We start from the raw sequence: 24,759 nt of genomic DNA, 5'->3' as shown, positions 1-24,759 counted from the left end.
GTATGTCACTTTGCATTGTCAAAGAAAATTCGTATTCGATTAACTGGAATAATTTTATTCTACACAACATTAATCTTTAATCTAGGGTTTATCATCATACTCATACTGAAGTGGAATCTAGCAGGTCTATATAATTTAGCTATTATCTTCCTTACATTTTTCCTATGTGCATTGCCTGCTGCACTAAGTTCATTTGTAGCTAGTTATTTGAGTCATGATCGAAGAGAAGGATTACGTACTGTTTTCATTTCTGGGTTGATTATCGGGATTGTTCATGCTATTTTATTCTTTATTTATCTCTTATATCTATTGACTATTCCTCCTCGTGATTTATATGAATCTGCTCCTAGAGCGGCAATTCTCATTTTATTTGAACTCATTTTTACGTTTATATTTTTTCCAATTGCAGGAATATCTTTAATATTCGCTATAATTTTTGCAAACTTAGGTTATCAGGTAGTAAAGTACCAAAGAGGATAATTTTTTATTATTAAGAATGTTTAAGAAAGATTCAGAAAATCTTAATGTGATCTAAAGTAAAACCAAAAAATTTTATTTTTCAAGAACTTTCAAGATTATAAGTCAGAAGGACTTTCTTATGGTAAAACTTTCAATTGAGCTTTTTGATCCACCGAATGCTTCACAGAAGATTTGGGACGATTATTATAGTCATTATATTGAAATCTTTCAAGAATTATCTCCTGATGATCCCTGTCCCTCAATTGAAATGCTCCAAAAGCTTATTCTTATACCTAGTCCTCATTATCAGTATTATCATTGGTTAGCATATGATCAAGAAATAAAGCACTTAGTAGGGATAGGTAGATTAGAATTTGACAAAAAAACTTCACCTGCGTATGATGCAAATAAAAATATTGCTTTTGCTGACATTTCTATTCGTAAAAATTATAGAAGAAGGGGATTTGGAACTGAATTATTACGGAATATGGTAATGAAAGCAAAAACAGAAGGAAAATCTATTTTTCAGAGCTGGGGCACTCCAAACAATTCTAGTTCTTTTTTTGAGCACTTAGGTGGTCAAAAAGCCTCTAAAGAAGAAGAAAATCGCCTTCAATTATCTGATGTTGATTGGCAAATGGTACAAACATGGTGTTCTGAAGGTAAACAACGAACTGAAAATGTAAAACTTGAGTATTTTGAAACTGTACCGGAACAAGACATTAAGGAGTTTAGCCAGATTTACACAGAAGTAATGAACCAAGTTCCTAAGGAAGATCTGGAATGGGAATTCAATGAGACTCCTGAAGTTCGAAGAAATCACGAAGCTCGGCATAAAAAGCTAGGTACTATTTGGACGACTATAATTTCACGAGAAGGAGATGGGACAATTAGTGGCTTAACTGAGACATATTATTATCCTGATCGTCAAACTATTGTTTTTCAAGGACTTACAGGAGTAAAAGTAGCATATCGGGGTCGAGGACTGGGGAAATGGTTGAAAGCAGAAATGCTTACTTATATTAAAGAAAATTTTCCTAAAGCAACTACCATAGGTACTGATTTTGCCCTGGTCAATGAACCAATGATTTCTATTAATCGACGTTTGGGTTTTAAACCTTATAAAATATGGGTTGGATATAAATTTTCTGTTGATCAGCTCATTCAGACCATTGATTCCGAAAAAAAAATTTGACTACGATTTCTCTCTTTTATGCTCTTTTTTTGACTTTTATTGATTAGACAAGTTGGTCTAGAATTATTTCTGAAACTAAATTTTTGTTCATCAAAAAGCTTAAAGATGATTAATGAAAGGATATGTAGTTAAAGCGTATCAATATGAGGTTTTCTAAATGAAAGACCCAAAAATGGATGAAGAATGTCAGAAAAGACATAAAGAACTACTTCCACGGATGTTTGATTATGTAGATCTCTATGCCAAACAAAAAGGCTCCAAAATTGCATTAATAGAATATGATACTGGGGAAGAAGTTACATGGAAGGATTTTGCCACCAAATCTAAAGCTTTTGCTGCAAAACTTCTTTCGCTGGGATTATCTAAAGGAGATATTATTGCTACCTCACTTCCTCTCCTGAAAGAGCATATCTATTTGATGTACGCCTGTTACCGGATTGGCCTTGTTATTGCTCCATTAGATCTAAGGTTAAAAACTCAAGAGATTAGTCGAAATTTCGAAAAAATAAAACCAAAGGTATACTTCTTTTTAGGAAAAACTGAACGAGCAGATTTTCGGCCAATAGTTGCTGAGGTGATGAAAGAACATAAAAATATCTGCCAGTACTGGGTACAATTCCAAAAAGAAGAAGATCTGATTATGGATGGAGCAATTGGGATCTCAGAATTTATTAAGGGAATTAAAGGAACTTATATTAAAGCATTACTTACAGGAAAATTGAGAAATGCTCAAAAACAGGTACATAAGCAGAATCCATGTTTAATTATTTTTACAACTGGTTCCACGGGATTTCCTAAGCCTGCACTACTTTCTCATGAGAATATTTTAGTACAAAATATAGGGCTTGCAGTTGGTTTTGGCATGGATGAAAATGATATTATGTGTGTAAACCTTCCTCCAAGCCATGTTGGTTGTGCCACGGAACAATTAGCCACAACTATTTATGGAGGAGGGATAAGTCTGATCCTTCATATCTTTGATGCTGAAAAAACGTTAGATGCAGTTCAAAAATATAAAGCAACTGTTTTAGGGCAGATTCCAGCGCTTTTTGCCATGCAATGGCGTTTACTGAATTATGAAACATTTGATCTTTCATCTTTACGTTTTGCAATTTATGGAGGCCAAGCAGTAACTCGCCCTTTCCTTGAAAAATTATCAACCATGGCTCCTAAATTTGGATCCGGGTTTGGATTGACTGAAGGCGCTGGTTTTCTGACCTATACTCCTCATGGTGGCACTGTTGATGAAATTTTAGCTAGTATTGGTTATGACATGCCTATTAGTCCTATTTCAATTCGAGATCCTATGAATTCTGATGGATCAGCTGGTGATGAAAAAAATCCTGGAGAAGTGGGGGAGATTTGCTTTTCGGGACCCCAAGTATTCCTTGGATATCTCGATGATGAAGAAAATACAAGAAAAACCATTTCAACTGATGGTTATTGTTACTCTGGTGATTTAGGATCCTATGATGACAAAGGACTTCAGTTTGCTGGACGTGCTAAGTTTATAATTAAACCAAAAGGTTATAATGTATTTCCGACTGAAGTTGAGGATTTTATTGCCCAATCTTTCAAAGGAAAAGTAGGTAATATTGCTTGCGTGGGAATTCCTCATGAGGTTTTTACTGAAGGAATTATGGCTTTTGTTGAAAAAAATGAAGAACAGGTTCTTTCAATAACAGAGTTAGAAGAGGCAGTTAAAAATATTGCAGCATATAAGCGTCCTAGCCATTTTGAAATCGTAAAGACAGGCACTCTTCCTCTTACACGAGTTGGTAAAACTGATTATATGGCTTTAAAACAACAAGGTGAGGAAATTGTTCAAAGACTAAGATCTGAAGGAAAATGGGATTCATAGATTTTCTTGAATGAAAAGGTGATTAAATGCCAATAGCCAATATTAAATGTGATATTGACATTGATTACTTTTACAAAAATGATAAGGAAGGCAAAATTCCAGTTATTTTTCTCAATGGTTCAATATTCAACTATCAGCAATGGCTATCCACGTATTTACCTGCATTTCGTGAATTAACAAAAGACATTTACCCTTATATTCTCTACGATTATCAAGGAATTGGTAAGTCTTCCCCAAAAAACGAACAATTTACTCTTCAAGGTCTTGCAGACGAACTTCTAGGGTTATTAGATTTTCTAGAAATTTCAAAAGCTCACCTTTTTGGTGTAAGTAAAGGATCCATGGTAGCTCAAGTTTTTTCAGGATTATATCCAAAGAGAGTAGTGAGTCTTGCAGGATATGGAATTGTTAACCTTCTTTATCCTAAACTTAATTCAGATGATAATCTTTTTATAGAACGTTATGAAAGTTTAAAGACATTAAATGACATATTCTCTGAAAATATCAATTCAATGAATTATAAACGAATTGTAAGGACAATATATACTCCTGCTGTATTTCAAAAGGAATATCCAGATTTAAGCTTAAAAGAAAAAATAATGCATTGGATATTGGAACGGAGAATCTTACCTTTGCTTGATGGAACACCAATTAGAACACTTGAGCTACTTTTTAGATATTATGCTCAAGATATACAAGAAGAAATTCCCTTCTATGCTTCTTGTATCAAATCAATAGAAAATTTACCTATATTATTACTTAATGGTACTCATGATAAAACTACTCCAATTGAACTTGCAAGAGATCTTAATTCTAGATTTAAAAGCGCAAAACTTATTGAATTTGAAGGATTTGACCATACTAGCCCAAATATTAAGAAAAAGCAAGCTAAAGCAATTATGTCAGAATATTCGAATTTTCTATCATATATAGAATAATATATTTTAAATAGATAAATTTTATGGAGAAATTGTTTTCTTGGAGAAGTACCGACTTCCAGCCAAACCTTGTGGATTACCCATCAAGGAGGCTGCGAGAAAATATCCTGAATTTAGAAAGTATCTTCAGAATAATCGACTTAATCTAGGAAATCCTGAATCTTTGCTTCTCTATAATCAATTAATTTTACGAGATTTTCTTTTATTAGAATTTACTATTCCTCAAGGATTTTTGGTTCCAACAATTTGTAGTAGATGGTCTTTTATTGAATGGATTCTTCAATTCTCTCCTATTAATATTTTAGAGATTGGTACAGGTGCTTCTGCGATACTAGCTTTAATGTTAGCTCGAATTGGTTGTTTTGTCGTCGCCACAGAGATTGATCCATTGGCTTATGAATCTGCAATAAGTAATATTAAGTTAAATAATTTAGAAAACAAAATTTCAATAATATACTCTAATTCTGAAAGAAATATATTAACACATTTGTTTGAATCCCTTGACAAGTTTGATGCTATAGTCACAAATCCTCCTCAGTATGATGAGGAATATTATAATGCGCTTCAATCAAAGAAAGGTTTCTCTGGCCAAAAAATTGAACTTGTTGGTGGGAAAAAAGGCCATGAGTTTATTGTAAACCTACTAGACGAAGTTCAATCTTTTAAGTCTCCTCCTAAAGTCTATTTTCAATTAACAATACCTAGTTTAGTTGAGGAGATAAATAAATTGTTTAATGAGGCTAATTTTAATTTTTCTACTGAGACCATTTCTATTGGAACTCGTCAACGAGTTTACTACAAGATTGAACTTTAAGGACTTTTCTTACTCCTGTTGAACTAATTCTTCTAGAATTTCTACCGCTCTACGAAGATGAGGGATAACTATAGAACCACCCACTATTAGCCCAACATTAAATGTCTCATAAAATTCTGCCTCTGTCACTCCTAATTTATGACATTGAAGGATGTGATAGGTTATACAGTCATTACAACGCAGTACTAGACTAGCCACAAGGCCTAATAGTTCCTTAGTTTTTGATGTAAGTGCACCATCTTGGTAGGTATTGGTATCAAGATTGAAAAATCGTTTAGTAATTTTATTTCCTTTTAATAGGATTATTTCATTTAATTTCTCACGATATTGATTAAATTCATCAACTTTTGACATTTTATCCACCTAAAAAAGCATATGAATCCAGAAAATTAGAATTAGCTTTTTATATAAAAACCCAATAATGTTTCGAGACAGATTAGTTGAAACCACATCTTTCAAGTTTGGTCGTTCTAATCCTCTATTGACTATTATTAAAATTATTTCGAAGAAGGTAAAATTCTTGGATTCGAAGAAATTGAAGGACTCCAATCCTTGTAATAATTGCATAGATTTTACCGAGAATGAGTGCTGTAAACATGTGTACATTGTTTTGAATCCAGATGAATTATATTTATTTGAAGATTATCGAGGTTTATATTTAACTGAAGGAGGGGGTATTTTTTATCATGAAATTAAATGTCCGTATTTGAATTCTCAATTGATTTGTAAAATTCACGATAAAAAACCACTTTATTGCAAATACTACCCAATTTTTATTACTGGTAAAATTTTTCTTGATGATAACTGTCCAATTCATTTATCTACAGAATACCAGTTAACTGAGAATATAAAATCTGAAATTCAACAATTACAAAAGAAATATCCTATATATCAAAATGATTGGTTTTGGGATGATATTAAAAAACTTCTAGAGGAATCAGCTTAGATGTGGAATAATAATCGCTCTGGTGGAATTTTATTACATCCCACATCCCTTCCTAGCCAGTTTGGTATTGGAGATCTCGGAAATAGTGCCTATCTTTTTATTGATTTTTTGTATAAATATAAACAGCGTCTTTGGCAGGTCTTACCACTTGGAATTACTGGATATGGAGACTCTCCCTACAGCTCTTTTTCATCCTATGCAGGAAATCCTTTTTTAATTAGCCCTGAGAAATTAATAGAAGTTAAACTTCTTTCTCTATCTGAAATAGAAGATAAAGGATTTCCCCAATTAAAGGTCGATTATGGTATAGTTATTCCTTACAAATGGGAATTATTAAAGCAAGCATTTCATAATTTCTCTCACAATTCAAGTCATTTCTTACATAAAGAATTTTCTTCTTTCCAAGAGAGGCAAAAACATTGGCTAGATGATTTTGCTCTTTTTATGACGATAAAGGAATCGAATAATTTTAAACCTTGGAATATTTGGGAAGATTCTTTAAAATATCGCCAATCAAAGGCATTAGATTCTTGGACTAAAGTATATCATGAAGAAATTTTATTTCAGAAGTTTGTGCAGTTCATTTTCTTTAAACAGTGGAGTGATTTACGAAATTATGCAAATCAAAGAAATATTCGAATTATTGGCGATATCCCAATATTTGTTGCCTATGATTCAACTGATGTCTGGGCAAACCCAAGTTTATTTATATTAAATAAACAGAGAGAAATGACATATATAGCAGGAGTACCTCCTGATTATTTTTCAACCGAAGGACAACGATGGGGTAATCCTCTCTACAGATGGGATGTACATAAACGCCAAAAATATCGATGGTGGTTTTTAAGAATTTTACATTCATTTTCCTTTGTTGATATATTACGAATTGACCATTTTCGTGGTTTTGAAGCTTATTGGCGTATTCCTACTTCAGAACCAACAACCAATGGTAACTGGATTTCGGGACCAGGTTATGACTTCTTTAAACGGTTAAAACAGCGATATGGTATTTTACCAATTATAGCAGAGGATTTAGGAGTCATTACTCCTGCTGTAGAATTATTACTTCAAAAAACAGGATTTCCAGGGATGTGTGTCCTCCAGTTTGCCTTTGGAGGCTTTGGATCAGAATATTTTGAGAATCGATATCTCCCACATAACTATACGAAAAATTGTATTATATATACAGGTACACATGATAATGATACTACCAAAAGCTGGTTTGAATCTGCTCCTTCAGAAGTCCAAGATCATGTTTTGAATTACTTAAAATCAAATGGGAAGGATATAACAGGTGATTTAATTCGCCTAGCATGGGCTTCAGTTGCTAATATGAGTGTGATTCCTTTACAAGATCTACTGCGACTCAATACGGAGGGAAGGATGAATTTACCTGGTCGTGAAACTGGAAATTGGCAATGGAGGTTTAAATGGGATCAGCTCACTCCTGAATACGGAGAAGAACTAGAAACAATGAGTAAGTTATATGGAAGATAGATCAGGAATATTCTCCTAATATACGACGAGCATCATCTAAATAACGAAATACTGATTTCTCCCTCGTAGAGGAACTTAATTGCTGATCTTGATGTTCAATTGCATTCATACTTTCAATAGCTTTACTCTTAAGCCTGTATAATTTAAGTTGTTCTGCTGAATCTACTACTTGGGTGAAAATAGAAAATGCTTTTTCTGATTCATTTTGACTCCATGTCAGTAAGCCTTTCATCAATTTACACTCTAAATCTATTACTGGGAGATTTTTATTGGTAATTTCAGATTCAATCTTTTGAAGAAGATTTACTGCTTTGCTGTATGCTTTCTGATTTCCGATTCGTGCCATATCTATAAGCAATTCTATTAAAAAAAGCTGATCAGAATAAGTTGTGGCTCCAATTTCTTTTATTTTATCAATTGAAGATTCCATAGCTTTAATAGCTTCTCCATAATTCATTTCATGCTTTTCAATACGAGAAAGGATTCGAAAATATTTGGCATAATCCCAATTTGATTTACATGTTGAAAATGCTTTCACTAATTTTTCTCGTGCTAAGATAGTTTTTTCTTGTTTACATAAAATTTCTGTTTCGATATCAAGTATTTTCAATTCATTAGGAAGTTTTTTGAGTGTTTCAGTATCAGCATTTTGGTAATAAGATCTAACCGATTCAATAGCATTTAAGGCTTCAGAGACACGATTCTGTATAAGAAAAAGCTCTGCAAAAGCTAAAAATATATAAGCTCTAGATGAATGATGTAAACTGATAGAATTATCATTTAGAATATTTTCTGCTTTCTTTAACATTTCCTCCGCCGTAGTAAAATCACCAGATAACTGAAGTGTTCGTGTATACTCAAAATATAACTTATAAAGCATTTTTGGGGATCTTTTTTCATAAAAATCTTTTAATTTCCGCCAGATTTCTTGGGCCTCATTCCACTCCCCTCGAAGATAATGTAAAATTCCTTGCCCCCATAACGCTGAATTGAATCCCTCAAAATCGTTGTTTTGTGTAAAATGATCTTGAGCTGCTAAAAAATGCTTTAAGGCAAGATCATAGGATCCCATCCCCCGATATGCCATTCCCAAGCCTCGTTGAATTTCCCCCAAAATGGATGGGTTTCCTTCATCAGCACAGCAATTGTCATGTAATGAACTCAAAATTTCGATTGCTTTTGAAAAATCGCCTGATTGAACTAACAACAGACTTTTTTTTACTTGTACTTCTAAATATGAATTGATCTCCTTCTTTGAGACAATTATCTGAGGTTCTAATGTCTTAATTGTCTCATCAAGAACACAAATTGCATCATCGATCATTCCTTTTTCAATAAGAGCATTACCTAATTCATTAAGAATTGATCTTTTTAAGTCTATTTTCTCTTGCTCTGGAATATCTTGAGTATTACCTATTAGGGGTAAAATATTCATTTTGGTATCATTAAGTATAGCTATTGCTTTATCATATGATTGTTCTTCAATAGCTTTAGTACTAGCATTTTTAAGATTGAGAATGATCGTTTTCACAATATCGAGTTGATTTTTTATTAATTTGGGAGTTTCTACTATAAATTCTTGAGTTATTTCGTTAACTCCTTTCTCTATATCCTTTTCTAATGTTATAAGACTTGAGTTAAACTGATTTACTAATGCATCAATTGTTTGGGGTTCTATATTGGAAAAAGCCTTTAATCTCTTTATTAAATCATTTACTTGTACAGCTAATGTTGGATTAATACTTATATTCTTACTTAAGGTAGATTCACATTCTTTTTGTTGAATATCAGCCTTGAGCATTTTTATATGTTTTTTTAGTTCTTCTTTACTTTTAGGATCGCCTTTAATAATTCGTTCAGTAATTTTAACTAAATCTATATCAACATCTTTTCTCTGCTTTTCTCTTTCTATTTTCGGCTCCTCAGGCATAAGAATAAGCACCTAATTGAAATTCTAGCTCGTATTGCATTCAGTTAAATTAATTTAATTCCTAAAAGCCAATAATTTCTCTCTATGAATAACTATATTCAATTAGTTAAATAGACTTTTTTTATGGCAAATAGCTTCTTGATTCACCTAAAGTAGATAAATTGTTTGTCATGATATAGATGAATTTTTAAGAAAGTGAAAAGAACTATTTTGTAGATTATTATTCTTAAAGGATGTTGGAAGTTGAGTATCCCTGATTTTCAACAAATAGAAAAACATCTGAATGCTATTTTTAATCGATCAAAAAATAAGTCTATTGAAAGTCTTCAAATTATCAGCGAAATAAAACAGCTAGGTTATTCTGAAAATACGATCCTTAATGTTTTGAGGATTCTTATTCGAAGAGGTGTGCTTTATGAACCTCAAAAAGGTAAAATCAAACGAATCTCCCTCAATCCCACGGTTAATAGACCTTATGATAATAATGAAGATGTTATAGCTGAATAAAATGTTATAGATGAAGTGAAAGTCGTTTTCAGATGTTTCAGGTTTTTATCAGGGCCTTATCTCATGTCTCATAGTAAAATATTATTATATAATCTAAAAAATGAGATAGGATATTTGAAAGATTAAAATGAAACTCATATATTTTTGAAGAAAGGGATTAAAAGAAATATAAGAATGTTAACAATTATTTAAGCTCTATAATTTGTTATTCTATAGTAAAGAATTTTAAAGTTATAATCTAATCATGGAGGAACCCCCTAACGGAACCACTTTTTAGGATAATTTCTGAACTAGAGAATACAGAAAGTTCATCAGACATTTTTGAACCATTTAATGACATTTTTCCTGCTCCACCACGGATTGCCTTTGGTTTGGTTCATCCTGGAAAGACAGTCAATCAAGGAGAATTTTTTTCAATCATAATAAAAGTCCCAGTTCTCGAAGATCAAGGAGAAGAAGCAAGAACAGTTGAAGTTATAGGGCACGTATACAAAAAAAGTGCACAAGATAGCACGGCTCCTCAAAAAATTATAGTAGAAGTAATGATTTGGGGATATTTTCACTCAAAAGGTCAATTCATTTTAAATCCTAAAGAAACTCTAATTGGCACTGAAGGATATTCCATATCTGATAGACAGGTTAAATTATTTCTCTTTAAGTATTTGGAATGCCTTAGAACTCAATTTCCTCTTAAAATGTTAAATTATATAGTCTATTCATCAGTTTATGGGAGTGATTATTGTAAAAGTGGAAATTTCCATACTATGCAACAAATTGTAACTCCAATTATTGAAAAAATTAATGAACACTTTGAAAAAACAGAGAATGTTGGAATTTTTCAATTTTATCAACCTAATTCGAAATTTAATCTAATAGTTTCTCCTCAAATTACTCCAACAATTTTAATTGACCAATATTTCAAATGGTTAGCATCAAACGTAGAATTAAAGAGGATTCTGTCAGAAATTTTAAACTATATTGAATTAAAAATTCAAAGACGACCAATCATTAAGAAATTATTCCTCGATTTAGAAATTCAAACTATAATCAATAATTTCTTCCACAATACCTTTGAGAATATTCAAGAATCTAACGATACTAAAATGGAACCTAGATTTGCAGAATATGAAATAAATTTAAATTCACAATCTACCAATTTTTCTGGGGTTAATATTCAACCTCTTGATCTTAAAAAGGAATTGACTTTATTAGATTTTAAAATGAAGACAATAAGGAAAAATATTACAAATCAAAAGGCATTTTTTCGAGAAAGCACTAAAAATAATTTTGATACTATTCTCCAAAAAGAAGAACAAAAATCAGTATCAAAAAAACCAAGATTTGTTCCCTTTAAACAATATTGGCCTACTCTTCAATCAATGACAGAAGATCAGAGAACATGGTACGACTATTGGGTTGAAGAAATTCGTGCAAACAATTTCATTAGAACAGATTTGTCCTATATTTTTGTCTTAATTTATGATATTTTGGAGAAGGGAAATAGAGAAGGATTTAATGAACTTACTACCATTTGGATCAACTATCGAAAACATTTTCCCAAACTAGATAGGTATCTGATTCAATGGATAACAGATTATGTTCTATTATATGAAATTCAACATCTAAGTACAGACATTTTAACAGAGATATTAGTAAATCCTACAGAGTATATTATTGAGGGATTAGATTCAATCTTAAATATCTTTAAGGTCTCATTTAACAAAATGCCAATTGAATGGATAAATACTCTTGGAAATAATGATTTATTTAATTCACCATTTTATCTTATAAAAACTGATATTTTAAATGATCTTATTCCTCAAATTTTTCACGAAATTGATAAATACTTAATAGATATTGAAGGAGGAGGAATTTTAGAGAAATTCCAACCATCTAAAAAACCAAGATTTGCCTTTGAGAGAGCAGCATTAAAACCAACTAGAGTAGTAGAATTATATCCATATTCTAAACATATACCTCTACTTTCATTTATTAGTGATATTATAAGGCAGCTAGAAAACAAATTAAAGTTATATTATAGATTCAAGGACATTAGAAAGAGTAATTTTTTGGATAAAGATATCGAGAAGATTATAGAAAACCAAGTAACGAGATTTTTATTATATTATAAAGAACGAGAACCTCAAGAGACATTATCCTTTATCGAATTTGCGAAAAAAAATATTAAAAAAGGCAGTATAGATCAACCAATAAATCTTGTTCCTCTTTATGCTTATCGACCAGATTTTCGTGAGATGACAGAATCACAATTAAAGTATTATTATTTTTTTCGCGCTAACATTAGAAAAGAACGGTATATTGAAACTCAATTAGGATATATCTTACTCTATGCCTATGAAATTATAAATAATCTAGGAATTGAATCTGTTTTATCAGGTTATCAAAATTTACTTGTATTATGGCTTAATTATCGAAATGAATATTCACAACTTGATGAACTACTTCCAGAGTGGATAATTGAATATCTAATTGTACAAGATACTCCAGTAGATATTCAATTTGCCGTATTAAAAAAATTTGATAAATGGTTAAACACTAAACGTCTTAAGAAGATAGTTGACGAACTCAGAGAGTTATTAATATCACAAACATTAACCAATGAATTTGAAATTGACTTGGATCTTTATTATGATTGGCTGGGATATTCCAAAACTCCATATTATCAACGTCTTGATAAACAAACTTTTAATCGGCATGTTAAGGCAATTATGAAAAAAATCCTCTCTTATTATAAAAACCGATTTGAAAAAAACCTTTTTCAATATTTTAATGCTGTTTTAGAGAAACGAATACCTTTTTCAAGAGCACGATATTATGGCGAAAACAAAATAATTACTTTTACTTCCTATCCACCTATTTTAAAGGAAATACTCATTAATATCCTTAAATATATTCAAAATAGATTAAGAGAAGCAGCTATTGATTCAACCAAAGGTTCATTAAAAGTAAATCTTGAAATACCAGAGATAAGAGCAATAATAGATCACTATTGCCTAGAAGCTTTTAATTTAGATCTGACCCCAGAAATTTCGCAAATTGCATTAGAAGTTCAATCAGGTACAATAAATTTAGATCGAACCCAAGTAAGAAAATTAACTAAAGATTCAGAAGTAGTTCAATCATTATTAAGTACTAGTGAGGAATTTGAAGAATTAGATGACAAAGAAACCAAGAATTTATTACAAGAGGCCAAGCATACTTCTATAGAAAACTTGAAAACCCCTCTTAATGAAAATATCAGTATTAGAGAATCATTACTTGAACTTTGGCATTCATTGACTCCCAATCAACAGCAAATAATCAAAATTATCCTTAAGGCTGAAAATTTAATAGAATTGATAACAAAAATAGCTGATGAACAATTACTTCTACCCCAAACGATGATAGAGCAGATGAATGAAATTGCCCTTGAGATCATTGGTGATTTAATTATTGATTCAGAACATTTTACCTTGATAGAGGAATATAAAGAGGAATTTGAATTTATTATTTCATAACATAGGTAGTCCAAAATGTCGCATGATATACGTATTCCATCACGAGTCTCAGCTACTATTCTTAAAGCATTATCAGCAGGAGTCGTTCCAAGAATTGGATTAGAACATATCGCAGTGGGGCGAAGAGAGGAAATTGAATCAATTATTGAAGATTTAGAGAATATCAAAATGGGTGGAGCAGGTTTTCGGTTTTTCATAGGCCGATTTGGCTCTGGAAAGAGTTTTTTGATTCAATTAATCAGAAATTACGCTATGCAACAGGATTTTGTTGTTTGTGATGTAGATCTCTCCCCAGAACGACGATTTATTGGAGCAGGGGAAAAGGGAGTCGCAACGTATCGTGAATTAATGAAAAACCTTTCGACAAAAACAAGACCCAATGGAGGAGCTTTAACAGCAATTTTAGAAAAATGGATATCTTCAATTCAAAGTGAAGTTGTAGCAAAAGGAATTAAACCACAAGATACATTATTTACAGAGAAAGTTGATGAGAAAATTCTCGAAGCAATATCAGCTATTAAAGATTTAGTTCATGGATTTGATTTCGCAAATGTCATTTCAACTTATTGGCATGGACACAGAACACAAGATGATAGCATTAAAGAGGCAGCATTAAAGTGGTTACGCGGAGAATATTCAACAAAAACAGAAGCTCGAAATGCTATTCGGTGTTTGAGTATTATAATCACTGATGATAATTGGTATGATTATATTAAGCTAATGGCTCGTTTTGTTACCGAGATAGGATATAAAGGATTATTGGTCTTTTTTGATGAGGCAGTAAATCTTTATAAGATCACTCATACTACATCAAGAGTAAACAACTACGAAAAATTACTTACAATGTATAATGATACTCTTCAGGGAAAAGCTGAATATCTTGGAGTTTTTATTGGAGGTACACCCCAATTTTTAGAGGATAAGCGCCGAGGACTTTATTCCTACAAAGCACTACATTCCCGCCTTGTTGGCAGTCGTTTTTTAAAAGAAGGAATTCAGGATTTTTCTGGTCCTGTTATAAAACTTGAAAGATTAACATTAGAAGAAATTTTTGTTTTACTAGCAAAAATTATCGTCATTCATGAAAAATATTATAGTTATAAATCTTTAATCAATGATTCAGAGATTCAAGAATTTATAAAAATCATGGTCAGCCGTATTGGAGCTGATAAATTACTGACACCACGTGAATTCGTTAGAGAATTCATTTTTTTGCTTAATCAATTACGAAAACAGGCAGATAAAAAAACATTGTTAGAATTGATTAGTGGTGAAGATTTTAGACCTCAGGAAACACTCAATAAAGATGATGAAGTAAGTGGAACAGAATATGAGGAATTTCAAATATGAGTAATAATCTCTTTAATCGTTTTGCTCCGTTTATTCAAGAATGGATATATTCCTCAGGGTGGGAAGAGTTACGAGAGATTCAAGTTGCTGCAGCTGATGTTATTTTTAATTCAAGTGATCATTTACTTCTATCAACAGGGACTGCCTCAGGAAAAACTGAAGCAGCATTCTTACCAGCTTTAACTCTATTGTATGAAAAACCCTCCTCAACAATCGGTATTTTATATATCTCCCCGTTGAAAGCACTGATAAATGATCAGTTTAGTAGATTGGAAGGTCTATTAGAAGACGCGAATATCCGTGTTTGGAGATGGCATGGAGATGTTCCCCAAGATCGAAAACAGAAACTGATGAAAAATCCTTCTGGGGTCTTGCAAATAACACCAGAGTCAATCGAAAGCATTCTAATAAATAAGAACCTTGAAATAAGAAGAATGTTAGGCGATCTCCAATTTATAATCATAGACGAAGTTCATTCATTTATGAATAGTGATAGGGGTAGTCAAATCTTAAGTCAATTGAAAAGAATTGCTTCCATAATTGGATATCATCCCCGGAGAATTGGACTTTCTGCTACACTTGGTGATTATTCTCTTGCTGAAACATGGTTGGCCTCAGGTACAAGTGAAAAGGTTCAGATTCCAATAGTAGGGGGAGGAACAAAGAAGATTCGGCTTGCTGTAGAGCATTTTATAAATCCTAATCCAATACCCTCTCAACTAAATCCTTATGCTACACGAATATTTAAATCTACTAAGAATATTCCTCCAGCAATTGACTTTCTATACGAACAGACCTTAGGTAAGAAAAGCTTGATATTTACAAATTCAAGAGAACAAGCTGAAAGTGTGATTGCTACATTACGAGATGTAGCTGCACGAAAAGGTCAACCAGATAATTATCATGTACACCATGGAAGCATTGCAGGAGCTTTACGAGAAAGTACTGAAGCAAGCATGAGAGAAGATATATATCCTACAACGACCGCTGCCACCATTACTTTAGAATTAGGGATAGATATTGGTACTTTAGAAAGAATCATTCAACTTAATGCTCCTAGATCTGTTACCAGTTTTTTACAAAGGTTAGGCAGATCAGGCAGACGATCAAATGTTTCTGAAATACTTTTTGTACATTCAGAGGATGAACCCTCTGACAATAAACCTTTACCTTATCTTTTTCCCTGGGATCTTCTACAATCCATTGCAATAATTCAACTTTACCTTGAAGAAAAATGGATTGAGCCATTACCCCCACCTAGCTATCCTTTTAGTTTATTATATCATCAAACTATGAGCATTTTGGCTAGTAGCGGAGAACTATCATCTCAAGGATTGGCTAAACGACTTCTTGAATTACCTCCCTTCCGAAAAATCACACAGGATGATTTCAATGAATTAATCCAACATTTACTTGAAATCCAGCATATTGAACAGATAGAGGATGGGGGATTAATAGTCGGACTTGAAGGAGAAAAGATCATTAGAAATTATCATTTCTATGCAGTTTTTCAGGACTCTGTGGAATGGACTGTTAAACAAGGTGCAAATGAAATAGGAAAATTAGGAAGCCTTTTACTTCCAGGAGAACGGTTTCCACTTGCAGGATTTATGTGGGAAGTCCAAGAAGCTTTACCGAAACAAAGAGTAATGCTAGTTAAAAAAGTTGCTGGTAGAATGCGTTATATATGGCCTGGCGATGTAGCTCCGATTCACACAAGAGTTGTTCAGAAAATCCGTAAGATTCTTTTTGAAATTAACGAATATAGTTATCTCCAGCCTGGTGCTAGTTTACGTCTAAATCAAGCTCGAAAATTAGCCCGAGAAGTCAATCTTGATTCTCAATACCTATACATGCTAGCAGAAGGTAAATATTGCCTATTTCCTTGGCTTGGAACTACTGCATATAGGACTCTTGAACGTGTTTTAAAGACTAGTGATCCAAATTTTCTTGAATTTTCAAAAATTAGTGGACAATCTCCTTATTATTTGCGTTTCGAGTGTGAACCAATGGATCTTAAAACAATAGAAGAATATATTCAATCATTAGTCATAACCACAAATGAACACATGCTTTATGATGAAAAAGAAAAATTATTGATTAATAAATTTGATGAATATCTTCCATTAACTCTCCAACAAAAATCATTCATTTTTGATCACTTAGATTTACCACATCTCAAACAAATGGTGAAGGATTGGTAAATTTGGCTGGTTCTGAACAATTTTCCCGTCTTACACCCTGGATTCAAGAATGGATTTATCAAGAGGGTTGGGAAGAATTCCGTCCAATCCAAATTGAAGCTGCAAAAGCCATTTTTGACTCGGATTCACACTTATTATTATGCTCTGGTACCGCTTCAGGGAAAACAGAAGCAGCATTACTTCCAGCATTAACATTATTAGATGCTTCCCCAGCTTCTAGCCTTGGTATTTTGTATATTGGACCTTTAAAAGCATTGATTAATGATCAATTTAAACGAGTTGAAAATCTTTTAAAAGAGGCTAATATTCCTGTATATAGATGGCATGGTGATGTTGATCAACGTCATAAGAATAAATTAATGGCAAATCCTCGTGGTATACTACAAATAACTCCTGAAAGCCTCGAAAGTATCTTGATTAACAAAAAACTAGAAATATGCAGACTTTTCGGGGATTTACGATTTATAATAATTGATGAAGTTCATAGTTTTATGGGTGGTGATCGTGGCCGACAAATTTTAGCTCAATTGGAGAGGATTTCACGGGAAATTGACCGTATTCCCCGTAGAATCGGTTTATCAGCTACAATTGGGGATCCTTCCTATGCAGCAAATTGGCTCGCTTCAGGCACAAATATTCCAGTCATTGTTCCTGATATTGTTGAACCACCCCGAAAGATTAGATTGGCCGTAGAACACTTTCTTGAACCAACTTGGATCGGAGCCACCACAAGAGAAACTCTACCTATTTTTGGGGAGGCTCTCCCTTCACATCGGTATATTTTTGAAAATACATTGGGTAAGAAAGTGATTATTTTTTCTAATACAAGAGAAGCAACAGAATTGGTAACACGAGGACTTCGAGAGATTGCTTTACACCGTGGATATCCTGATAGATACCACGTTCATCATTCTTGCATCGCTAATTTGCTTCGTGAATCAGCTGAAACCTTTATGAAAGATGATGATGAACCTCATGTTACTGCTGCAACCTTAACTCTTGAATTAGGTATGGATATCGGAGGAATCGAACGAATTATTCAACTGCTTGCTCCTTCTTCCGTATCAAGCTTTGTACAACGCCTTGGGCGATCGGGACGACGCTTGAATCAGCCTTCTGAAATGATGTTTGTCATATCAGAAGACCCTCCTTCAGAGAAAGTTTCCTTTACCCGAACACTTCCATGGTATTTTTTACAGACAATTAGTATAATTCAGCTCTATTTAGAAGAAAAATGGATTGAACCTGCGATTCAGCTAAAATTTCCGATTAGTCTATTGTATCATCAAACCATGAGTATTCTTGCCAGTAGTGGGGAGCTATCACCTGCAAGCTTAGCTCACCGTGTTTTAACTTTATCACCCTTCAAATATGTCAATCAAAATGCTTTCCGTGATTTAATCCAACATCTGATTTCTATCAATCATATTGAACAATTACAAGATGGCGGGTTAATTGTTGGATTAACAGGAGAAAAAATTGTTCGAAATTTTCGTTTTTATGCTGTTTTTCGTGATTATTCTGTGGAATTCAGCATTAAAGAAGAAGTCACTTTACGAGAACTCGGTCACATTGATCGAATGTTATTTCCTGGTGAAACTGTTCTCATTGCTGGTGATGCATGGGAAGTAACGGAAATTCATCCTCATCAAAAGCTTCTTTTGGTAAAAAAAATTGAACGTGCTTTCTATGTCTGGCCTGGCCGCCGTCCTGATACTCACACTAAAGTTCTGCAAAAAATGCGTTCGATTTTACTTGAAAATACCCTTTATGGTTATCTTCAAGATGGTGCAAAAAGACGGATTACTGAAGCTCGGACGTGGGGATCGAAAAATCGTCTGGACACTGAGGTAGTGTTCAAATTGTCTGGAAAGCGGTTTGCTTTATTTCCTTGGGTCGGGACTATAGAGTACCAAACTTTACATCGTATATTGCGATTTATTGGAAAGGATTATGGTATTTCTCATGTTCGTCCACCTCCCAGAATTGATCCTGAACCTTATTTCATAACCTTTGATTCTGAGGATATCAATAATCCTTCTGAATTAACAGAGCTTCTCAAAAACATTGTAAAATCAGTTAATTCCCCTAAAGACCTTATTGATTCAAATGAGAAGTTTCTATTAGAACGCTATGACCATTATTTATCGAAAAAAATGCAGCAAAAAGCATTTACAACTGATTATTTGAATATTGACAATCTAAAAAAAGTAGTTTCTACCTGGTAACTAGCATTTTGATTGATTCTGATTAAGTTTATTATCATGAAACAAGATATTGTGGAATTAAATCGAATCGCATGGAATCGTGTTGCAGATCATTATGCTACAAGTGGACATAGTAAACTTACTAAAACTTTTGACTATTTTTATGGCCAATTGAAACCAAAATGTCGAGTTCTAGGTATTGGTTTAGGTACTGGAATTCATTTTGCTAAAGTTCTTGTCGATAGTAACTTTTCTGTTATTGGAATTGATATATCTTCCTGTATGATTCAAATTGCTAGATAGAATGTTCCAAATGCAGAATTTCGGAATTATCTAGGTTGGAAATGAATTTTGAAGCCAAATTTGGAGGCGTTTTAACATAGTATTCAATGGTTCTATTTGACACCTCACGATTCAATACTGCAGCAAAAAGAATTGTACATTCCTTACAACATTAAGGTTTTTTCTATCTATCTTTGAATGAACCATTTGAGCCTGAAGAGGATCTAGATACAAAAACTATTGTTAATATTATGGGTAAAATAATGTATTCTCGAGGATACTCAGAGAAGGAAATATGTAAAATTTTTATACCCTTAGGACTTTCTTTATTAAACGTTCAAAGATCAATTAGAACCTCTCCTGAATTTGGAATAGAACATACGTTAGAACTTGTTTTTAATAAAAAATTGTAATTTTAATACGTATACTTCGCATATCTTACTGAGGATCTTATTAAGGAGGATAAAAAGCTTCTCCTAGAAATAAATTTCTTTTAAAAAAGGATGAATTTGTCATAAATCTCTAAATATGCATCATAAAATGGTGAAAAAGTATGGAATTTGAATTATCAATTATTATTGGATCAGTTATAGGAGCAGTTGGAGGATTTCTTTCTCAATATCTACGTAAAACTAAAATTAAGCAAGAAAAGTTAGAGTTCGAAGCGAAATTCGCTGTTTCAGCTGTTTTAGCTATTATCCTCGGATTGATTATTAGTACATGGTTACAACTAACGGATCCCCTAATTGGGCTTTTTATTGGTTTCCTTCTCGGTTTTGGTGGAAAAGATACAATAGATGAAATTCTTAAATATTATCGTGACCTTAAAAACCAACCATAATTAATAATTAAACAATTTTATCTTGTTTTTATCAAGTATTAAAACAGGATTTGTCAATGCTGGTCCGAGAGTATAAAATATTGTCGTATCAGTTATTTGGTGTTGAAAATAGTGCACATGACCTGCAATAAAAAGCTTGGGAGGATTTTCATCTATTAATCTTCGAATATTTTTGCTTCCGCAATTCTTAATCATTTTTATATGGAAAGAATCACTACATTGATCAGCAAACCCGTACGCAGGTTGATGAGAGATTACCATATCATATTCTTTTGAAGGCAATTTATTTGTTTCATTGTGATTAATTCCTAATAAAGACATTCCAGTTAATTCGATTAATTCATCATAAGACTCTTGTAACCAATGGAAATTATTATAAGAATGCAATCTGCTTTCCAAGTTATTGGCCCCCCAAATCTCTTTATTACCTCTAATACTATAAAAAGGTATAGGAAAGGAAAAATTTTTTGGATATTGATGATAATCAAATATATCACCAGTACAGAGGCAAATATCCGCATTCTTGGCAATCTGAAAAAGTCGTGTAAAATCTCCGTGGAAATCAGCACTTAGAAGTATTTTCATCAATTGGAATCGATTAATTTAAAATTAAATATTTTGGGGTTGAAGCCTATGAGTACGGAAACAATTAAAAATCTACGGTTTTATGATGGGCGTCAGCATTCCATTGAAAGGGATCGTCTTGTTCGATTTGAGCTTAAATCGGTTATCGATAGATATTATCAAACGAAAAGTGTCGATGCTGCAACAGTTCTTGCCGATTTAGGACCAATCCATCTTGATTTTACCAATATTCAAAGTTGGGCTACTGATATACCTGATATTGATCCTAAAAGTGCGCGTCTTTTCACTCTTTGGGGTGAGGATCCAGAAACAAGTGAAATTATAGTTATTATACGGGGTTATTATATTTTAGTTCCCTTTAGTTTTAGTCAAGATGAGTTAGAAGTCTATCACGATGAAAAAAATACTCCATGTTATCCTATTGCTGTTATTTCCTCATTTCGGACAATATATAGTAATATTGACCTTTTAATATTATTAATCGATCGTATAAAGCTTGAACTTACCCAAAATTGGAAGTATGTAAGAAAAAGAGTAATTAATTCTCTTGAAAAAAACCAAATATGGGAACGATATGCCTATTCTCTTGATGAAATCATTTTTTATTCCATTGTTTGTCCATCAATTGATCGGGAACTAATTACAGCCCTGAATCGTTGGGGATTTCGGACAACAGGTGTTCTTCAGATTATGGCTTCTTCTGAACCTAAATATGATGAGATTTTTTTTCAGTCTCATTTAGAAGAAGCTAAAGATATAATTTATGGAACCAAAAAGAACTATCTACTTTAATCCCTTTTATCTCGATTTCTCTTTTTCATAGGAAATTTCCTTTTTCTCGATTTCTTCAAGAAGGATATTCCATTTTGGGGACTTGTGAAGATTAATAAATTCTACTTCATCTTTAAGGTATCTAGTAAATTTTTTCAGTTCTATTAATGTAAATTCCAATTTTAGTATTTCTTTTAAATTTCTAAAAGCATTATCTAATTCATCTACTAAAGCCCATGAACATGCAGCATTGTAATAATACCATAATTTCTTTTCATTATTTACAGCTGCTTTTTCGTACCAACGAGCAGCATTATTATAATCTTTAAGTTTAAAATAGTAATTAGCTCTATGAGCTTCGATATTTTGAAAAGCACATATGTATACACTGAAATATTGAATAGGTGAAAAACCAATTTTTTTAGCTGTTCGTATTGAGGCCTCATTAAATTGTGATGTTTCCCAGAACGGCTTGATTCCTATAGAAAGTGCATGTTGTACAAATGCAGAGCCTAAAGCTGTTCCAAAGCCTCTTTTTTGGTATCCGGGAAATACTTCTATTCCTATTCCACAATTCCCTAAATGACTGAAATATTCTCCTGTACACCACCCTTCAATTGACTTTTTATTGCCCTCTTCTTTAAGTAAATAATATCCAAATCCAAAATTAAAGAAATCATTACTATTTTCCCACATTTGATTTATTTCATCTTTAATCGATTCTACTCCATCAATATCACTTGAAAGAATTTTTTGAGTAATTTTTTGTATTTTATAATTATTTTGAACCATATCACTCCATTCTGGGTTTTTTAAATCTTTTAAAACTAAAAATACCCGTTCTTCTTTTAAAGGAACTAATTCTTGAAGTTGTGATTCAATAAATATTTCCCATTCTGGAGAAGAATAACTAATTTTCAAATATGCAATATTTTTTGCTAGATTATGAGATTTTATCTCAGATTTAATGAATTCAATAGAATCAATGATAAATGTTGAATTTAAAGGTTTTCCAATAAAATAGCAAATCCATGCATTATCCCACATGAAACCACACGTAGGATGATTTCGGTTATCAAGCCAAATTCTCATAGGAGATTTATGCATAGCAGCTTCAATAGTAAATTGTAAATGTCTTGATTCGGCACATAATGGCAGAGCTTTATTAAATTCCTCACGGTTTATTTCAAAAAATGGGGATTGTGATGTCAATTCTTGTACACCTAATTTATTAGTTCTGATATAAATTTCTGTTCATTTGAGACATAATCAATGGAAAAGGTTCAAGAATCTGTCTTCATTGATATTTTATTCATTGAGGATTTAAAAAAATCTTTTGAATTTAAGGACAGATTTAATCAGCAAACGAGGTATGAATTTGAATCAAAATTATCCCTAAAATTGCTATAAATAATTGTAAATGAATCATTCGACTAATTCTCTTAAATCTCCTGATAATTCTTGCTTCTTTTTTCCAAGGGAAACGCATAATAAGACCTGTTAAGGAAATATATATTCCTGATAATAACCCAATCCATGCAAAAAGAAAAGAAATACCATTATGATTACTAAAAAGCCCATACATATGTAAAAATACTAAACAAACAGAAATTATGCATCCAATACAATGAATATTTAGGAAAATACTTTTAATTTTAAAATAATAGCTTTTACTTAATTTTGAAATTTCTTTTTCTTTCCATATCGTTAATGATGTATTTTCATTAGTATAATTCATAATAAATGAGAATAAATATTGAATTAATTCCTTAAAATAAATCCATATAACAAATGGTACAATTGAAATTATTATAATGGATTGGGCAGGGGATCCAAGACCTCTGCTAAAATCATTTTCCTCTCCCTCAATTTCTCTATTATCAAAAATATCGAAATCAGGTTTTATTAAGAAAACGGAAAAACCAAATAAAATTATAACAAAGAATCCTAGTAAAACACCTTTAAAAGATCCTAATAATCTTTTTCTTATATCTAAATAAGTTTTATGGATAATCATTAAAAATTCTTTACTCAAAATAATTCCTTCTATCTTAGAAACTCTTTTTGATTTATTGAAGGTATATATCTTTTTTGTTTGCTATCAATAAATGGCATTTTTTAAAATATAAATCAGTTTGAAGATAATTAGTATTGATAGGAAGGGAATTATTTTCAATTAGTTTAATTTAATGCATAGTCATAAAAACAAAAAAAAGAAGAAAGAATTCATCTTTTACTGGCTAATATTATGTCTGATTCTTGAACTGTCTTTCTGCCAGAATGATTAGCTATTTCAACAGCATATTTAGCAATTTTTGTTCCATAATCAGTTAAAATTTCGTTCATTTGTAGAATTGCTTTATTAGATATTCGAAAAGCACCCGCATTCTGAATTAATTTTTGTACACGAGCATTTTGAAATGCACCCATTTATTTTTCACCTTTTCTCATTATTTTAAGTTTAGACTTGAATATTGTCTAATAGGCTGACTCTTACACGCTTAGATTTAAAGTTATTTATCTACCTTAATTCTTGCTCATAGTATAGAATTTAGATTTCTCCCATTTTCAATTTTTGATGAATTCCTTTAGATTTTTCAGTTTGAAAAAGGGAAATGAATTCATTTATCTCGTTTAGTCATTTCAATTTATCTTTAACTAAGAATTTCATCACTCTAGTAATTTCTATAGCTTTATTAAAATAAAAATTTATAAGTGCAAAAACCAAATATTTTACAGGTCTTTACATATTTCCTTTAGAATTATCCATTTGAATTATGATGAAATATTTAATTACTATATTTTTGTTTATCTTGGTTCTTCTCTCTGGTAGTGTCTCCTCTACGAATGAGAT

The 24,759-nt window shown here is 32.0% G+C and carries 21 protein-coding genes; 15 read left to right on the top strand and 6 right to left on the bottom strand.

The window, feature by feature from the left end:
- The 5 genes from ACWVCY_RS08200 to ACWVCY_RS08180 form a co-directional block, all read left to right on the top strand.
- The coding region (locus ACWVCY_RS08200) for a hypothetical protein (protein WP_455141933.1) at positions 1-480 on the top strand (480 nt) is incomplete at its 5' end.
- Between the two features lie 118 nt (positions 481-598).
- Positions 599-1,654, top strand: coding sequence for a GNAT family N-acetyltransferase (locus tag ACWVCY_RS08195; protein WP_455141931.1), 1,056 nt, complete (start codon positions 599-601; stop codon positions 1,652-1,654).
- A 157-nt stretch (positions 1,655-1,811) separates the two neighbouring features.
- Positions 1,812-3,515: a class I adenylate-forming enzyme family protein gene (locus tag ACWVCY_RS08190; protein ID WP_455141929.1), complete on the top strand. Its 1,704-nt coding sequence runs from the start codon at positions 1,812-1,814 to the stop codon at positions 3,513-3,515.
- Positions 3,516-3,541: 26 nt separating this feature from the next.
- Positions 3,542-4,453, top strand: a complete 912-nt coding sequence (locus ACWVCY_RS08185; protein WP_455141927.1) for an alpha/beta fold hydrolase — start codon at positions 3,542-3,544, stop codon at positions 4,451-4,453.
- A gap of 40 nt (positions 4,454-4,493) precedes the next feature.
- On the top strand, positions 4,494-5,267 hold the full coding sequence (locus tag ACWVCY_RS08180; RefSeq protein WP_455141926.1) for an RlmF-related methyltransferase: 774 nt from the start codon (positions 4,494-4,496) through the stop codon (positions 5,265-5,267).
- A gap of 9 nt (positions 5,268-5,276) precedes the next feature.
- Here the strand turns inward: ACWVCY_RS08180 and ACWVCY_RS08175 are convergent, their stop codons facing one another.
- Positions 5,277-5,621 carry a carboxymuconolactone decarboxylase family protein gene (locus tag ACWVCY_RS08175; RefSeq protein ID WP_455141925.1) on the bottom strand — a complete coding sequence of 115 codons (345 nt, stop codon included), beginning with the start codon at positions 5,619-5,621 and terminating at the stop codon, positions 5,277-5,279.
- Between the two features lie 166 nt (positions 5,622-5,787).
- On the opposite strand from ACWVCY_RS08175, the gene ACWVCY_RS08170 reads away from it, so the two are divergent.
- Complete coding sequence (locus ACWVCY_RS08170) at positions 5,788-6,213, top strand: YkgJ family cysteine cluster protein (RefSeq protein ID WP_455141924.1); 426 nt, start codon at positions 5,788-5,790, stop codon at positions 6,211-6,213.
- Positions 6,214-7,710, top strand: coding sequence for a 4-alpha-glucanotransferase (gene malQ / locus ACWVCY_RS08165; RefSeq protein ID WP_455141922.1), 1,497 nt, complete (start codon positions 6,214-6,216; stop codon positions 7,708-7,710).
- 1 nt (position 7,711) lies between these two features.
- On the opposite strand, the gene ACWVCY_RS08160 is transcribed toward malQ, so the two are convergent.
- The gene (locus ACWVCY_RS08160) at positions 7,712-9,640 is read right to left on the bottom strand and encodes a tetratricopeptide repeat protein (protein WP_455141920.1); all 1,929 of its coding nucleotides are present in this window, start codon (positions 9,638-9,640) and stop codon (positions 7,712-7,714) included.
- A 243-nt stretch (positions 9,641-9,883) separates the two neighbouring features.
- Here ACWVCY_RS08160 and ACWVCY_RS08155 point away from each other — a divergent pair, with 243 nt between their 5' ends.
- The 7 genes from ACWVCY_RS08155 (at position 9,884) to ACWVCY_RS08125 (ending at position 20,549) form a co-directional block, all read left to right on the top strand.
- On the top strand, positions 9,884-10,147 hold the full coding sequence (locus ACWVCY_RS08155) for a hypothetical protein (protein ID WP_455141918.1): 264 nt from the start codon (positions 9,884-9,886) through the stop codon (positions 10,145-10,147).
- 371 nt (positions 10,148-10,518) lie between these two features.
- Positions 10,519-13,665 carry a TerB N-terminal domain-containing protein gene (locus ACWVCY_RS08150; protein WP_455141917.1) on the top strand — a complete coding sequence of 1,049 codons (3,147 nt, stop codon included), beginning with the start codon at positions 10,519-10,521 and terminating at the stop codon, positions 13,663-13,665.
- 15 nt (positions 13,666-13,680) lie between these two features.
- A complete protein-coding gene (locus ACWVCY_RS08145) occupies positions 13,681-15,015 on the top strand; it encodes an ATP-binding protein (RefSeq protein ID WP_455141915.1) in 1,335 nt (444 codons plus the stop codon).
- Positions 15,012-17,219: a DEAD/DEAH box helicase gene (locus ACWVCY_RS08140; RefSeq protein WP_455141913.1), complete on the top strand. Its 2,208-nt coding sequence runs from the start codon at positions 15,012-15,014 to the stop codon at positions 17,217-17,219. The genes ACWVCY_RS08145 and ACWVCY_RS08140 overlap by 4 nt, the downstream gene beginning before the upstream one ends.
- Positions 17,213-19,447, top strand: coding sequence for a DEAD/DEAH box helicase (locus tag ACWVCY_RS08135; protein WP_455141911.1), 2,235 nt, complete (start codon positions 17,213-17,215; stop codon positions 19,445-19,447). The genes ACWVCY_RS08140 and ACWVCY_RS08135 overlap by 7 nt, the downstream gene beginning before the upstream one ends.
- A 36-nt stretch (positions 19,448-19,483) precedes the next feature.
- A complete protein-coding gene (locus ACWVCY_RS08130; RefSeq protein WP_455141909.1) occupies positions 19,484-19,729 on the top strand; it encodes a class I SAM-dependent methyltransferase in 246 nt (81 codons plus the stop codon).
- A 532-nt stretch (positions 19,730-20,261) separates the two neighbouring features.
- Entirely contained in the window at positions 20,262-20,549 is a 288-nt protein-coding gene (locus ACWVCY_RS08125) for a hypothetical protein (RefSeq protein ID WP_455141908.1), read from the top strand.
- Here ACWVCY_RS08125 and ACWVCY_RS08120 read toward each other — a convergent pair whose 3' ends face one another.
- Positions 20,550-21,134: a metallophosphoesterase family protein gene (locus ACWVCY_RS08120; protein ID WP_455141906.1), complete on the bottom strand. Its 585-nt coding sequence runs from the start codon at positions 21,132-21,134 to the stop codon at positions 20,550-20,552.
- A gap of 48 nt (positions 21,135-21,182) precedes the next feature.
- On the opposite strand from ACWVCY_RS08120, the gene ACWVCY_RS08115 reads away from it, so the two are divergent.
- A complete protein-coding gene (locus ACWVCY_RS08115) occupies positions 21,183-21,926 on the top strand; it encodes a hypothetical protein (RefSeq protein WP_455141904.1) in 744 nt (247 codons plus the stop codon).
- A gap of 6 nt (positions 21,927-21,932) precedes the next feature.
- On the opposite strand, the gene ACWVCY_RS08110 is transcribed toward ACWVCY_RS08115, so the two are convergent.
- The 3 genes from ACWVCY_RS08110 to ACWVCY_RS08100 all read right to left on the bottom strand — a co-directional run bounded on the left by ACWVCY_RS08110 (position 21,933) and on the right by ACWVCY_RS08100 (position 24,335).
- Positions 21,933-23,117: a GNAT family N-acetyltransferase gene (locus tag ACWVCY_RS08110; protein WP_455141902.1), complete on the bottom strand. Its 1,185-nt coding sequence runs from the start codon at positions 23,115-23,117 to the stop codon at positions 21,933-21,935.
- Positions 23,118-23,259: 142 nt separating this feature from the next.
- Positions 23,260-23,940, bottom strand: a complete 681-nt coding sequence (locus ACWVCY_RS08105; RefSeq protein ID WP_455141900.1) for a hypothetical protein — start codon at positions 23,938-23,940, stop codon at positions 23,260-23,262.
- 191 nt (positions 23,941-24,131) lie between these two features.
- Positions 24,132-24,335 carry a histone gene (locus ACWVCY_RS08100; RefSeq protein ID WP_455141898.1) on the bottom strand — a complete coding sequence of 68 codons (204 nt, stop codon included), beginning with the start codon at positions 24,333-24,335 and terminating at the stop codon, positions 24,132-24,134.
- Between the last annotated feature and the right edge of the window lie 424 nt (positions 24,336-24,759).

The sequence above is a fragment of the Candidatus Hodarchaeum mangrovi genome (assembly GCF_975850365.1).
This window is presented reverse-complemented; position numbering and strand designations above follow the sequence as displayed.